At 46.9% G+C, this 14,318-nt stretch carries 12 protein-coding genes; 4 read left to right on the top strand and 8 right to left on the bottom strand.

Features of this window, described 5'->3' with window-relative positions; all coding sequences use genetic code 11:
• Positions 1–98 precede the first annotated feature (98 nt).
• Positions 99–305: a cold-shock protein gene (locus A3773_RS04425; RefSeq protein ID WP_067861674.1), complete on the bottom strand. Its 207-nt coding sequence runs from the start codon at positions 303–305 to the stop codon at positions 99–101.
• A 291-nt stretch (positions 306–596) separates the two neighbouring features.
• Between A3773_RS04425 and A3773_RS17515 the strand changes: the two genes are divergently transcribed.
• Entirely contained in the window at positions 597–764 is a 168-nt protein-coding gene (locus tag A3773_RS17515) for a DUF2986 domain-containing protein (RefSeq protein WP_075109476.1), read from the top strand.
• A 76-nt stretch (positions 765–840) separates the two neighbouring features.
• Here A3773_RS17515 and A3773_RS04420 read toward each other — a convergent pair whose 3' ends face one another.
• Positions 841–2,853, bottom strand: a complete 2,013-nt coding sequence (locus tag A3773_RS04420; RefSeq protein WP_067983482.1) for a methyl-accepting chemotaxis protein — start codon at positions 2,851–2,853, stop codon at positions 841–843.
• Between the two features lie 337 nt (positions 2,854–3,190).
• Between A3773_RS04420 and A3773_RS04415 the strand changes: the two genes are divergently transcribed.
• Positions 3,191–3,850, top strand: a complete 660-nt coding sequence (locus A3773_RS04415) for a class I SAM-dependent methyltransferase (RefSeq protein ID WP_067983480.1) — start codon at positions 3,191–3,193, stop codon at positions 3,848–3,850.
• Between the two features lie 33 nt (positions 3,851–3,883).
• Here the strand turns inward: A3773_RS04415 and A3773_RS04410 are convergent, their stop codons facing one another.
• On the bottom strand, positions 3,884–4,345 hold the full coding sequence (locus A3773_RS04410) for a CreA family protein (RefSeq protein ID WP_067983478.1): 462 nt from the start codon (positions 4,343–4,345) through the stop codon (positions 3,884–3,886).
• Between the two features lie 92 nt (positions 4,346–4,437).
• On the opposite strand from A3773_RS04410, the gene A3773_RS04405 reads away from it, so the two are divergent.
• Both A3773_RS04405 and A3773_RS04400 read left to right on the top strand, forming a co-directional pair.
• Positions 4,438–4,851, top strand: a complete 414-nt coding sequence (locus tag A3773_RS04405; protein ID WP_067983475.1) for an MmcQ/YjbR family DNA-binding protein — start codon at positions 4,438–4,440, stop codon at positions 4,849–4,851.
• Between the two features lie 160 nt (positions 4,852–5,011).
• Positions 5,012–5,533, top strand: a complete 522-nt coding sequence (locus A3773_RS04400; RefSeq protein WP_067983474.1) for a cytochrome P460 family protein — start codon at positions 5,012–5,014, stop codon at positions 5,531–5,533.
• Between the two features lie 83 nt (positions 5,534–5,616).
• On the opposite strand, the gene A3773_RS04395 is transcribed toward A3773_RS04400, so the two are convergent.
• From A3773_RS04395 to cobN, 5 genes are all read right to left on the bottom strand, one after another.
• Positions 5,617–6,732 carry a sirohydrochlorin chelatase gene (locus A3773_RS04395; RefSeq protein WP_067983574.1) on the bottom strand — a complete coding sequence of 372 codons (1,116 nt, stop codon included), beginning with the start codon at positions 6,730–6,732 and terminating at the stop codon, positions 5,617–5,619.
• Between the two features lie 97 nt (positions 6,733–6,829).
• Complete coding sequence (locus tag A3773_RS04390; RefSeq protein WP_067983472.1) at positions 6,830–7,945, bottom strand: aminotransferase class I/II-fold pyridoxal phosphate-dependent enzyme; 1,116 nt, start codon at positions 7,943–7,945, stop codon at positions 6,830–6,832.
• A complete protein-coding gene (gene cbiB / locus A3773_RS04385) occupies positions 7,942–8,880 on the bottom strand; it encodes an adenosylcobinamide-phosphate synthase CbiB (protein WP_067983470.1) in 939 nt (312 codons plus the stop codon). The genes A3773_RS04390 and cbiB overlap by 4 nt, the downstream gene beginning before the upstream one ends.
• A complete protein-coding gene (locus tag A3773_RS04380; protein WP_067983468.1) occupies positions 8,877–10,379 on the bottom strand; it encodes a cobyric acid synthase in 1,503 nt (500 codons plus the stop codon). The genes cbiB and A3773_RS04380 overlap by 4 nt, the downstream gene beginning before the upstream one ends.
• Before the next feature lie 46 nt (positions 10,380–10,425).
• Complete coding sequence (cobN, locus tag A3773_RS04375) at positions 10,426–14,304, bottom strand: cobaltochelatase subunit CobN (protein WP_067983466.1); 3,879 nt, start codon at positions 14,302–14,304, stop codon at positions 10,426–10,428.
• Positions 14,305–14,318: the final 14 nt, after the last annotated feature.

Genomic DNA, 14,318 nt, shown 5'->3' with positions numbered 1-14,318 from the left:
GATCAAACTATTCAAATGAGGGTGTAGATAAAGAAGAGTATGAGTTGATCATACTCTTCTCGCTTTTAATTCAGAGAATTAAAAGAAGTAAACTGAACTTATACAGGGCGAATGTTTTCAGCCTGTGGACCTTTCTGGCCCTGAGTTACAGAAAACTCAACTTGCTGACCTTCAGCAAGAGTTTTGAAGCCATCACCCTGGATTGCAGAGAAATGAGCGAAAACGTCTGGACCAGACTGCTGCTCAATGAAACCAAAACCTTTTTCTTCGTTAAACCATTTAACAGTGCCAGTAGTAGTAGACATGTTTGTCATCCTATTTTAAATAAATAATTAGCCTTAATTCAGGCTGTTTATGCGCGATCTTTTACTTTTACTTATGAAAAACAGGACGAGGAATTACGGAAATACTTCGAAAGGTTGTGCATAAATAGCGGATCAATCTCAAGCTGGTGATCATATTATAGAGTCAGATAACTAATGTCAAAGGTTATACACGCTTATTTATATAAAGAAGCAAATAATGACTAAATTGTATAAACATCTATAATCCGTTCTATTGTCCACTCACGCGTCACCACGTTAAAGGCTTAGATTATGAACCGTAAGAAAAAGATCTTTCAAATCTTAAAGAAGAGAGTCAAACGCGCCAATGCCAAACAGGCCCCTAAAAGTACTAAACCTCGCTACGTCTCTAAAGCAGAGCGCGCTAATACTAGCGACGCCCCCGCTGACAGTGTAGAGAACGCTACTGACCCACGTTAACAGGATGACCACGTGGGGGACGCGCCAAAGAAGCATAGACTGGTCGGAACGCCACTCCGAACAGCCTCCATAGACACTAGCGCTGGATATCTATTTTCCGCAAACGCTCAATCGCTTCCACTTCCTTATCAATCTGATCCATCTCGACTTCAACACCGGAGATATAATCAATACTCTCCCTAACCTGTTCACTGGCCTGAGCCGAAGACTCGACAAGACTACTCATCTCTTCGCTCAGAGTTTTAGAGCTTTCCGAAATTTTCGTCATAAAGGTTTCCGTTTCAGTGATCGTATCCCTGATAGCGTTAATCGACCCCGTCACCGCATGAACCGTTTTACCGGTCTCATCTAGGCTGCGCTGCGTATTATGGGAGAGCAACCTCACCTCATCGGCAACAACAGAGAAACCACGGCCCGCATCACCTGCCCGTGCTGCTTCAATCGCCGCATTGAGCGCCAACAGATTGGTTTGATCGGCAATGCTCGAAATAACACTCAAGATAGACAGTGCTTCTTCCGAATTCTGCTTCAACTCCTCAACCTTGGTATGTAGCTCCTGACGAGCCTCACCTTGATCTTCGATACCTTGCGAAAAACCTAAAAATTTATGCTGAATATCATTCAACACACTACCGGTTGTTTGTGCATAACCGGAAACCTGGTCAAAACTAACCACCATTTTTCGTAACAACGGGCGATAAGCCCCCATGCATTCAACCAGATTATTCTGTAAAGAGTTAATCTGCTCCAAACTATTGATCCGAGCGTTCAAAAAATATTGGCGGAAGTTACTGTAATGGTATGGGAAATTATCGGCATACTCATCACGGAAGCGCTCACCCTCTTCCACTTTAAAGAAGAACAACGCCGTCAGAGTCTGGTTCATATGCACACCCAGTAACTCACCAAAGGTAGAGAAACCCGCCACGCTCATACCATCAAAGTCATGTATCTGTGAAAGCTCTGCCCCGTTATTCAAACGACGTAAGACACAATCATTGGCTAACATTGCCACCGGTTTACCCGGCTTACCTTGTAAAAAGTCACGGTACGCTTGACTGGTTGTTTGCGCAAAAGGCTTAGCTTTGACCAAGTACAAACGATCACCAAACTCCAGATCACAGAAAAAGGCGATACTGCCCTCACCTTCATTGATCGCCGCAATGGAGCGAATAAATAACTCGCCACCAATCTCAACCGCAAACGAATAGCCAACTAAAGCATCACCTAACTTCGATGCTGGGCAATTAAAGTGATCACAGAGTAAATCGACAATCGAGGATATCTGATTATTACCATCACGAATCGCTGACTGAACCACCCGCGTATGAACATCGGATTCTGCGATAACAAAGGAGGTCGATGTTTTTTCAAAGTTGTGCGCTTTAAAGACCCCGTAACGTATTTTGGGCGCTAACTTAGCAAAGATTACAACCGCTTGGTTATGCGCAACACGATCACCATCAAAGACCAGCGCTTGCTGAAAATCTAATTTACCGCCAGCAGAACCGCCCACAAAGTAACAAGGGAATTTGCCGCTCTCATATAGCCCCTGCATAAAAAAGTTTTCACTTGCAGATAAACCATCAAAAAACGTGAGCGCCAACGTATCTTGGTAATTAACATCAAATGGAACATCAATACGTTTAAATTCTTCAGCGAACTTAGCGACCCGCTCCTTTCGATTCATGGTCGGATTACCGGAACGAATATCCTCACAGTGCAAAGGAACGGAGCGAATAGCCACATCGGAGAACACATCACTGCTATAACTCTGAACAACGATATGGTCCCAATGATTATCCGCTTTATGGTACAAGTTACCGCCACAAGAGCTTAGCTCGCCCGCGGTCATTACCCCCACAATTTTGGGCACATCTGGCATTGCTGCCTTTAACTGTCTAATCGTACTTTCAAAATCCAGATGTGGTGATACAAAAGCGATCACCAAAGAGATAGATGCCCCCTCAAATGCGAGAGCTGCAAGGTTATCGGTAGATATTTCTCGACTACTGATTGATTTAACTTTGATGACTTCAGCATCAGCAAAAGAGGGTTTTGAAGATTTACTGCGACCAAACCAAGACATTAACTATCACCCGTAATCACAAGAAAAGCGCTCCGTCAGTAAGAATAGAGAGAAATAACCCACCTAAACCGAAACAGAGCTTTATGGTTTTCATATATAAAGCTAATTAAAGCCACGACACTTAGTTTGAACAACCCCATTCAGGTAATTCAATACTTAAGCATCAAGCAAATATCACCAAAGTACACACATAAAGCAAAGCATAGCCACTATCTACGGAATAACCATGCCTAGCCCTGATAAATAATAAATATTGCACTTAACAACAAGGGCTGTAGTCTAAATAGACAAACATCTCTCCTATACTTGATAGCAATTACTTAATTCAGGATTAGTCATGACCACCCCCGTACGTGTTCGATACCAAACCGTTGAATTTGGAAAAATTGATATCCACTTGTGTACCTTACGTGATAACCAACAATTCAGCGACCCAAAAGGTATCGCAGAAGAGCTTGGTATATCCTCCGCCCTATGGCCCCTCTTCGGTATTATTTGGCCTTCAAGCCTCGTGCTCGCAAACTATATGTCTGACTATGAGACAGATGGTAAAAGAATTTTAGAAGTGGGCTGCGGTATGGCTCTATCTAGCTTATTACTGAACAAACAACATGCCAATATTACCGCCACGGATTACCACCCCGAAGTTGAAACCTTTTTGCAAAGAAACACCGATCTTAACCATGACGACGAGATCAAGTTTGAGCGTGTCGATTGGGCGGAAGATCACAGCTCCCTCGGGCAATTTGACCTCATCATTGGCAGTGACCTTTTGTATGAGAACCAACACATTCAACAATTAGCTGATTTTATTGATAGCCACGCTAAACCCACCTGCGAAGTCATTATTGTTGACCCCGGTCGCGGACGAAAAAACAAACTCAGTTTATTAATGGATAAATACGGTTACTCCCCCTCCCATATTAAACCAATAAATACGGACTACTTAGCACACCCCTTTAAAGGCGATATTTTAAGGTTTAAACGGGAAGGATAGTCACCTCAACAGGGACTATAGGTCACACTTACACTATTGAGTTTGTGGCCTATAGGCCGCCGTACCCCACAACGGAACGGTGGATAAACTATGTTTATAACTCCCTGACGTTTCCTTGGTTGAGTAGGAGAGGTACATCAGCGTTTGAGATGAAGCGTCGTAAATACGGCGAATCTTTAGCGACTTAAAAAGAATACTTTTTGATTTTTTAAAAACAACCTCACCCGATTTGGATTTATCAATCTGATTAATCATCGCTGCGGTAATCGCCCCCGTCTGGCGACACGCGATAGAGCCATCACTAGGATCAGCGAAATCAAGATCGGCCTCTATATTCGCAAGGTGGCAAGTGACGCCCGTCACAATAGGATCAACCAAGACGCTAATTTTTATATCTTTAGTGGTCAAAAAACCCAGCGAGACATCCCCCACCTCATCGTCACTACAGCCACTTAATAACAAACTAAACCCCACTATAAATAGAATGCTTTTCATCTCTTTCCTTGTATTATTTAGATTAAATAGCCTTACTCAATAACACACGCCTATCCGCGCCTAACTAAATTAGCATATAAATCAGTGATTTTATGGATTACACACACGCAGAGACCTACCTCCTCTCACGACCTGAAACCGATAAAAGCTACCCTTTTGGCCCAGATGTAGCGGTATTCAAAGTTAAAAATAAGATGTTTGCCCTCTTAGCCACCAGCGGTAAAAACGGCAACGAGTTAGGGGCAGAGTTTGCCGGTTACGCCTTTTTAAACCTGAAATGCGATCCTGATGAAGCCATCATGCTAAGGGATATATTTCCTGAAGTTCGGCCCGCATACCATATGTCTAAAAAACACTGGAACAGTGTCGTACTGAAAGACTCGATGCCAGAAAAAGAGATTGAACGCTTAATAGATCGCTCCTATGCCTTAGTTGTCAAAGGGTTAAAAAAATCTGAGCGCACACAGCTGGAACTCAGATACCCCCCCGACCTTCTATATCGCTAATTTTTCGACTATACCCTTATAAACTTCATCATTTCTCACAAGAAAAACTGATCAAATAATATACTTTTCAAAAGTATGATGTATATTTAATACATGTTAATGCTTTTTACTTCCATAAGCTCAAAACACAACAATAATATAATTATGTGAGGACGAAGAAATGAAGAAAATATTAACGCTTACTGCTGGCATACTGAGTACATCTCTCTGCTTGGCAGGGCCTGGAGATGAAGTAGACTTCCCTGCGGACTACTTAACCAACTTTACCCCTTATATGTCAGTCGATCGCACGCAAAACCCTGACCAACATATTCGGTTATATATTAACGACAAGGGCCTAAGTGGGACCGACGATAAAGGTCAACTCCCTTACGGCACCGTCATTGTCGGTGAAGTGTATAAAGTAGAAAAAGATGCCGATGGCAAAGTGATAGAATCCACATTAGGCCAACGCCTGATCAACAAGCTAGCGCTCTTAGCGGTCATGGAAAGACGTGAGGGTGCAGCAGCTGAGTACCCTGAAGGCATGGGCAATGATGATTGGGACTTTGCAGCATTCAAACCAAACGGTGATAGAGCGAACAAAGACTTAACCCAATGCGCGGCATGTCATGCTCCGCATAAAGATTCCCATCACCTTTTCTCATATCAGCACATCATTGCTGAACAAAATAGAAAATAAGCCGCTTAACATGAAAAGTCAGGGGCCCCTTTAAACAGGACACCCTGACTTTTCATTGAAAAAATGGGTTGATACCCCATCACTCATTTATGCGCTAACGCATCCTCAGGTTGGCAGCGTGCTACCCGCTCCGCCTCCTCATCAAGAACCTCTTGCGGGAACTGGCTCATAAAGCAACAACAGATCCCTTCACCTATCATCGTACGTGGACCTAACGGATGACCGATATGCTTGTACACACCATGGGAGTGGCTGTGCTCATGGGTATGGCTATGATCGTGGCTATGATCATGATTATGCTCGTGGGCATGGTCGTGAGCATGGCTATGTGAATGATCTCCATGATCATGGGCAGGGGTAAATTCTGCATGATGGTGGTGTATATCCACTTCGCCTGCGGCTAAACGGCGTTGAAAGGATGCCATTAACGACTCGTCGGCGGTTTCACCGTCCTCGTCTAAAATTGCACGTACTCTAACTTCAAACGCATCGATCACTTTATCATGGTCATTTAAATACGGTGTTTTAATCCACTCATACTCAGGATGTTCTGCCGCCACTTTATCCACATAACCAAAAATTCGTTTAATTAAGCGTCCGGTAAATAGAAAATAGGGCGCGACAACAATACGTTTAAAGCCGAGCTTCATTAATCGCTCTAAGCCTACACCCACTGAGGGATAGGTCACCCCAGAGTACACGGTATCGGCCCAGCCGAAGCCCATATTTTCGTTCACAATACGGGTTAGTTTAGCCGCTTCTGCATTCGCTTCTGTATCGGAGGTTCCACGCCCAACCACCACAAGCATAGTGTCATACAACTGCGCTGGCGGATGCTCTGGATCAAGTCCGAGGGATTCATAGATACGCGCCTGAAACGCTTCAATCATCGCCGGATGCAAACCTAACTCTTTACCATAATGTACCGATACACCCTCGTTTTTCTCCGCATATGTCGTCAAAACCGAAGGGATATCATTTTTAGCATGGGTCGCTGCAAACAGCATCCCCGGCACGGCATAGATCTCTTCAACGCCTTGCTCAAGCAGTGCGTTAAGCCCCATATGAATATTAGGCGCCGAAAATTCTAAAAAGCCATATTCAACGGGCATATCTGGAAAGCGCTTTTTCAATCCATCCGCTACACGGCCAAATTCACGTTCAGCGTCTTTATCACGGCTACCGTGACCACACACCATAATACCTTTTTTAGGCACGGGGCTATCTCCAATAAAACTTAAAAAATATACGCAGGACTTTACCTTAAAGGGCTGTTATGACAGCCGCTTAACATAATCAATCCAGCGCTAAAATATAGTCGTTTATAACCTGTGTTAACCTTGCCAACCTGCACTTATCCTCGGCATCAATACTACCTAGCCGCAAAACACTTAAACCTGCGAAGTCAGCTGATTCCGCCTCGCCATCGATAATACGCAGTAGCACGCCTCGCTCAGCAAAAAAAGTATAGAGCGAAGTCGCCTGTTTCCTGTTAATCCACCAGCTACTAAACAGGGCAGAAGCACCGAGCGCTTCAGCCCCAATACGGGTTAACAACGGTCTAAATAAACTAACAGTGATATCACTATTTCGCTCAATGCTTGCCCGATTACGCCCGTGCCAACAATGATCGTTAAGCGCAGCGATGGCAACCGACTGAGCGGGGCCATTAACGGACCAAGGCCCAACCCCATGCGCCACTTTACGCAAGAGGGAAGCGGGCCCAAAGAGAAAACCTAAACGAATCCCTGCCAATCCAAAAAACTTACCAAAAGAGCGAATAACCAATAGATTACTGGCCTGTTGAAAAGCATGATAGTCGGATAGCACACTCTGTTCAGGGTGTAGATCAATAAAGGCCTCATCTACGATGATAAAGCCACCTTCCGGCATCCTTGATGCCCAATCGACTATACGCTCAACAGAGAACAACAGCCCTGTTGGGTTGTTGGGGTTAATCAGCACAAGATGAAACGGTTTATTCAACCTCAATTGCGACTCTATACGTTCAATCGCCGCCACTTGATCAATAGCAGAATAACAAAAGAGAGAACCCACGCCCCTCTGTGCTTTACGCCAACTTTTACAATGTTCCTGATAGCCAAGCGCTGGTAATAATACAGGCAACGTAGGCAGCAGTTTAGGCAATAATTCGATAACCTGCTGACTACCATTACACGCAACAAAAGCGCTGCTGCCATAATACGCCGTAACCGCCGCCTCAAAGTCGCGAGACTGATAGGGCAACTGCTGGAAGCAGGAAGCCTCCAGATGCGGTACCGGATAAGCACAAGGATTAATGCCGGTAGAGAGATCGATCCACGCCTCCCGCGCAACACCATAGCGCTTAGCCGCTGATACCAGGTCGCCACCATGGACTAAAACATTCAAGCTAGGGGCCACCTCATTCACAAGCTCGCACTCTGTATGGATACCATAAGCGCGGTCACAACATAGATCGCCACAACCCATAAAATAAGTACCTTATTAACCAGTTCACAGGCCTCTTCAATACTCTTCGCTGAAGGCTTAGCACCCGATGCAGGGCCTAGCGTAGGCCGCTGTTGTAACTCACCATGATAAACGGCCGCCCCCCCTAAACAAACATTGATAGCCCCCGCGCCTGCGGCCATCACAGGGCCTGCATTCGGGCTTTTCCAAACACGCCCCTGATCACGCCATGCTTTTAACGCCACGGCGGTATCCCCAAGCAACGCATAACTAACAGCCGTAAGCCGCGCTGGAATAAAGTTTAATAGATCGTCCATGCGCGCTGCACACCAACCAAACTCTAGATAACGTTGGTTTTTATAGCCCCACATCGCATCAAGGGTATTACTGAGACGATAAAGAATGACCCCCGGGATACCAAGTAAACAAAACCAAAACAGGGTCGAAAAAATAGCATCCGCACCATTTTCTAAAACCGATTCTGTCGCCGCGGAGGCGATCGCCTCCGGCGCCAGTTCAGACGTATCTCGGCTCACAATCATGGCCACCGCCGCTCTTGCGCCGGTTAAATCACCTGCTTTCAACGGGACGGCAATGGCCATCGCATGCCCCAACAAGCTCTGCCAGCCTATGCCTAAATACAGAACAATACCCGCGACAACCGCCATGAGTACAGGGGTGTCCAACAGGCTGTATTGCAAAATAAAACCGAACAATACCCAAGGTAAAACGGCTAAGCACCACGCAATAGATCCACCTTGTTTACTGTTTCGATGAAAGCGTTTTTCAAGCAAACCCGCCACATTACCGAAACCGACTAAGGGGTGAAATCGTTTAGGTTCTTTTAAAAAATAATCTAATAACAGAGCCACTAATACACTCAACGCGATACTCATACCGACGGCCTCGTTTCAAGCGCCAGTAAGCTTAATAACCTATCCAGTGGTAGCACCGCTTCAACCGCATCCGCTAAACGATCGATCTGCTGATTTCTAAAAGCCGGATAATCAAAATCTGCGCTATCCTTTAGCCCCGCCCACCCTAACAGTGCAGCTAACAGCTCAGGCTGATCAAATACACCGTGTAGATACGTACCTAATACGCTGTTATCCGTATTTCTCGCCCCCTCTAAGCGGGGTTGCCCCTGCTCATCGAGCAGTTGGAACACGGGGTTAGCCAACGCCGTGCCGGTGCTAACGCCCGCATGAATCTCGTAGCCTTTCACATCAATCTCACTGCCGCACAAATGCCCTGTCACATTACGTAAACATTTGTTATCCGTTAAAGTGGTTTCTAACGAGAGTAGCCCTAACCCCGCACTGGAACCGGCACTCGACTCAATTTGGTCAGGGTCATGAACCCAATCCCCTAACATCTGGTAACCACCACATATGCCGATCACCTTTCCACCCAAACGTAAATGACGCTTTATAATCTCATCCCATCCTTCATCCATTAACCATTGCAGATCCGCACGCACATTTTTACTACCCGGCAAGACAATCAGATCGGCCCCGGAAAATTGCGACGCCTCCTTCATGAACTCACAATCCACCTGTGGATGCATACGCAACACATCAAAATCGGTGTGATTGCTGGCCCTTGGGTAGAGCGGCACGACAACCTTTAACTGTTGATAATCAGCAGTAGTTTTTTGCTGCTGATTAACCGCGTCCTCTGCTTCTATATGCAGGTTCACTAAGTAAGGAATAACGCCCAACACAGGTACACCGGTACGCTCAGTTAACCAATCAAGCCCCGGTTTTAATAAAGAAACATCACCACGAAACCGATTAATCACAAACCCTTTTACCCGGGCCTTTTCGGTTTCACTCAGCAGTTCATAGGTACCCACTAAGTGAGCGAAAACACCGCCTCTATCGATGTCTGCCACAATAATGACAGGACAATCTATCGCCTCGGCAAACCCCATATTGGCAATATCATGCTCTCTTAGATTGATCTCGGCTGGACTCCCCGCCCCCTCAACAATAACGGCGTTATAGCACTGCTGTAATTGTTGATGGCTTTTTACAACGGCGGTTAAAAGCTTGGGTTTAAACCGATGATACTCCGTGGCTTTCATATTCCCGACCGCTTGCCCATTGACGATCACTTGCGCGCCAATATCGCTATTAGGCTTAAGTAAAACCGGATTCATCGCAACCGTTGGAGCCAAATAACAGGCCTCTGCCTGAACCGCCTGCGCCCGACCTATCTCACCACCTTCAGCCGTTACCGCGCTGTTTAACGCCATATTCTGTGGTTTAAACGGCACGACTGTAATCTGATGGCGCGCTAAGATCCGGCAAAGGGCCGTCACTAAAATACTTTTACCCGCATCTGAGGTCGTGCCCTGCACCATCAATGTATGGGGTGAACTAAATCTGCTCATCTATCCAATTTCCCCAGCAAGGGCGTTATCTGTAGAAACATGCGGTTTATATCGACTCTTGTTGTTCATCTATATCCAATAGCAGATCTTGTAAGCGGTCCGCATAATCGCCGGGCGCTTGCCACAATCCACGTTGCGTGGCTTCTAATAAACGCTCAGCCATCTCCTCTAAAGCGTGAGGATTATGCTGCTCTAGAAACTGACGATTCTGGGGATCAAATACCAAGGCATCGGTGACTTTTTCATATTGATAGTCAGCAATCAGGTTAGTTGTCGCATCATACGCAAATAGATAATCGACACTCGCGGTCATTTCAAACGCGCCTTTATAACCATGCGCCTGCATCGCACCGATCCATTTAGGGTTTAACAAGCGGGAGCGAATCACGCGATTAAGCTCCTCTTTAAGCGTGCGAACTTTAGGCTGTAATGGGTTAGAGTGGTCATTATGATACACCTCAGGGGCTTCACCTCGGTACACTTCAACCGCGTTACTCATCCCTCCTTGGAACTGGTAGTAGTCATCCGAATCAAGAATGTCGTGCTCTCGGTTATCTTGATTCTGAACCACCGCCTCAAGTGTGGATAACTGGTATTGAAAGGTTTCTGGTACAGCAATACCATCATCCTTAATGGCGCCTTGTTCATCTTTATTACCAAAAGCACCGGTATAGGCATACCCTCCCCAATTGAGGTACGCCTCCGCTAGATCACTCTTATTCTCCCAGCAACGCTCATCAATTAACCCTTGCAAGCCTGCACCATAGGCCCCCGGTTTACTGCCAAAAACGCGGTAGCTGGCCTGCCTAAGCGCATCATCAATAGGCATCCCTTGATCAATCAACTGCTGCTGGCGTCTCTGTATATTCTGCTGAATAGTATTACTCGTGCCCGGTTCTTCTAGTGCTGCAACCGCTTGCACTGCGGCATCATACAAGCGCATAACATTTGGAAAAGCATCACGGAAAAAACCAGAAACACGCAACGTGACATCGACCCGCGGGCGACCTAACAGTTGGCTGCTGATCACTTCAAAGTCCACCACACGGTTTGAACCTAATGCCCAAATAGGGCGTACGCCCATTAACGCAAACGCTTGTGCTATATCATCACCACCGGTACGCATTGTTGCCGTACCCCAGACAGAGAGTCCTAAACTTCTTGGATAATCACCCTGTTCCTGTAGGTGGCGATCAACCAACGCTTGTGCCGAACGCTCACCTATCGCCCACGCAGCGGGTGAAGGGATGGAGCGGTTATCAACGGAATAAAAATTACGGCCCGTAGGCAGCGTATCTAAACGCCCTCGCGTCGGCGCACCACTTGGGCCGGGGTTCACAAAAACACCCTGCAAACCGTCCAACAACGATTGGATCTCTAGCGCGGCACTTTGTAGCAGCGCACGGTGAATCGTAGTCCGTACATAAGCAAGCTGCGCGCTTATACGCGGTAGCTCAAGCAGATCATCTAACCCCTTAGGCGTGAGCACATACTCACTAATTAAGCGTTGTGCTAACAACTCTAAACGCTCACGGGTATCGCCATCACTGCGCCAGGGTTGATCCGATACCGCCACTAAAATATCAGGCTTTGCCCCCAACCAGGGTTGTGAGCTCAGCACTAATGGATCAAAGTCGAGCTGCAGATCGGCTACTAAATTATGCAAAATACCTTGAGCGGTGGGGTCATCCCCCCTCGGCAAGCGGAGTAGAGCCACTAAGGTATCGGCTAATTTCTCTTGGCTCGGCAGTTCACCCAAAATATGTAAACCATGGCGTATCTGGGCTTCTTTAATATCACACAGATAAGCATCCAGCTCATTTAATACATTGTCACTATCGGCTAGATCGGCCGCGCCAAGTTCCTCTAACAAGTGCGTATCTTGCACCTGCTTCAGAATCTCCTCCCTTAGCCATTGCTGACGCTTATCATCCATCCCCATCGCTTGGTAATACTCATCCACCAACCCTTCTAAAACGGCCATCTCGCCATAGGTTTCAGCCCGACTCATGGGTGGCATAAGGTGGTCAATAATGACGGCTTGCGTACGCCGTTTAGCTTGGGCACCCTCCCCTGGATCATTCACAATAAAGGGATAAAAGTGTGGCATCGGCCCCAATGCAATATCCGGCCAACACTCAGCCGATAAAGCACTCCCTTTTCCCGGTAGCCATTCGAGGTTGCCATGTTTACCCACATGAATAATGGCATCAACCCCATAGCATTCCCGCAACCAAAAATAGAAGGCTAAGTAATTATGCGGTGGGACAAGGTCAGGATCATGGTAGTTCGCCACCAGATCCACATTAAAACCACGCGCTGGCTGGATGCCAACAAAGGTTTCACCGAAGCGAATACCTGATAGCATTAACCGTCCGTTGCGATATTTAATATCCTCTTCCGGCGGCCCCCACTGCTCCAGTACCGCTTGTTGAGCAGTCTGGGGTAATTGCATAAAGCAGGCCTGATAATCCGCTAACGAAAGGCTCTGCCAACAGGGACGTTGATGCAGTGTATTCGGGTTGTTAGTCACCGCGCCAAGCAACGCTTGGATCAGTTTATCGCCACTATCCGGCAGTTCCGCCAGCGGATACCCCGCCCCCTGTAAGGCGTGTAAGATATTCAATGCCGACGCCGGTGTATCTAACCCCACCCCATTACCAATACGGCCATCCTTAGTCGGGTAGTTAGCTAAAATAACGGCGATACGTTTCTCTGCATTTGGCTTAATCGCTAAGGACGCATGGCGTTTTGCTAGTTTCGCAACAAAGGTGGCCCGCTCTTGATGTAATTGATAGCGCACAACAGAGACTTGGCTAAGGTCATCATAATACGCTTCGTTCTTAAAGCTTAATGCACGGGTATGAATACGCCCATCCATCTCGGGCAGCACCACTTGCATCGCGATATCACGACTACGCAGTCCCTGTTTATGGGCTTGCCAATCCGCCTCAGTACTACTCGATAAAACCAACTGAAGCACAGGCACCTTACGCACAAACGGTGAATAAAACTCACTGGGCTGCGAGCATAGATCAGGGCTCGCCACTGTATTCGAGGCAAAACCCGTACTGTTAATAATGAGCTGTGCTTGGCTTTGTTCCAGTAACGCATTCACCAATGCTAAAGATTCGGGGTCTTTCAGGGAGGTGATCGCTATCGGCAGCGGGTTAATCCCCTCCGCTTCTAATGTATGGATCAACTGAGTAAACATCTCAGTATTTCCGCTTTGTAGATGGCTGCGATAAAACAGTAGCAGCGCGACAGGTCGATGACTTCCATCTTGGACGGCCCAACGCTGCTGCCATTCAACAAATGTCGCCTGCCCTAAATGATGCGCTAACCCCGGCATATACAGCATGCATTTCGGTAGTTTTTTTGGCTCGTGCCAACGTAAAGGCAGATGCAGATATTCACTGCTCAACGCATTAAGCAGATGCAGGGCATTATCGATCCCCCCTTCACGCAGATAGCGCCAAACCCGAATACATTCATCCTCAGACACGGAGCTTGCTTGCATCAACTCGGGGTCCAATGCCTCATCACCCGGCACAATAATCAGCGTGCGTCCGCTATCGCCTGCCGCCCACGCTTGTAAACGCTCAAAGCCATAAGCCCAATAGCTTGCGCCCCCCAACAGAGATAGCACCACCACCCTCGCCTGCTCCAACACTTTGTGTTCATACAGGTCATACGCAGCGGGTTTTAGCAATTGCATCCAATTGGCTAAACGGACATCAGGTAAACCTGTCGGCACAGGCTGTTCTTGCCCCCCCTGTTCATGGAAAAGAGAGACAGCCGAAGCTAAAGCCGCAAGACTACTGTCCGCGGCGGAGAGGATCACAATGTCAGCCGGTGTCTGGTTTAAGTCGATAATACCTTCATCATCAACAAAACCACCGGGTTGGGCAGCAAGTAAGTGCATAGTGTTTAGCGGTG

Origin of the sequence: Neptuniibacter pectenicola, assembly GCF_001597735.1 — a bacterium.
Classification (GTDB): domain Bacteria; phylum Pseudomonadota; class Gammaproteobacteria; order Pseudomonadales; family Balneatricaceae; genus Neptuniibacter; species Neptuniibacter pectenicola.
This window is presented reverse-complemented; position numbering and strand designations above follow the sequence as displayed.

What these genes read in the sequence shown, in the direction of transcription:
- A3773_RS04425 (WP_067861674.1), bottom strand. Translation starts at nt 305, where the DNA reads ATGTCTACTACTACTGGCACTGTTAAATGGTTTAACGAAGAAAAAGGT.
- A3773_RS17515 (WP_075109476.1), top strand. Translation starts at nt 597, where the DNA reads ATGAACCGTAAGAAAAAGATCTTTCAAATCTTAAAGAAGAGAGTCAAA.
- A3773_RS04420 (WP_067983482.1), bottom strand. Translation starts at nt 2,853, where the DNA reads ATGTCTTGGTTTGGTCGCAGTAAATCTTCAAAACCCTCTTTTGCTGAT.
- A3773_RS04415 (WP_067983480.1), top strand. Translation starts at nt 3,191, where the DNA reads ATGACCACCCCCGTACGTGTTCGATACCAAACCGTTGAATTTGGAAAA.
- A3773_RS04410 (WP_067983478.1), bottom strand. Translation starts at nt 4,345, where the DNA reads ATGAAAAGCATTCTATTTATAGTGGGGTTTAGTTTGTTATTAAGTGGC.
- A3773_RS04405 (WP_067983475.1), top strand. Translation starts at nt 4,438, where the DNA reads ATGGATTACACACACGCAGAGACCTACCTCCTCTCACGACCTGAAACC.
- A3773_RS04400 (WP_067983474.1), top strand. Translation starts at nt 5,012, where the DNA reads ATGAAGAAAATATTAACGCTTACTGCTGGCATACTGAGTACATCTCTC.
- A3773_RS04395 (WP_067983574.1), bottom strand. Translation starts at nt 6,732, where the DNA reads ATGGTGTGTGGTCACGGTAGCCGTGATAAAGACGCTGAACGTGAATTT.
- cbiB (WP_067983470.1), bottom strand. Translation starts at nt 8,880, where the DNA reads ATGAGTATCGCGTTGAGTGTATTAGTGGCTCTGTTATTAGATTATTTT.
- A3773_RS04380 (WP_067983468.1), bottom strand. Translation starts at nt 10,379, where the DNA reads ATGAGCAGATTTAGTTCACCCCATACATTGATGGTGCAGGGCACGACC.
- cobN (WP_067983466.1), bottom strand. Translation starts at nt 14,304, where the DNA reads ATGCACTTACTTGCTGCCCAACCCGGTGGTTTTGTTGATGATGAAGGT.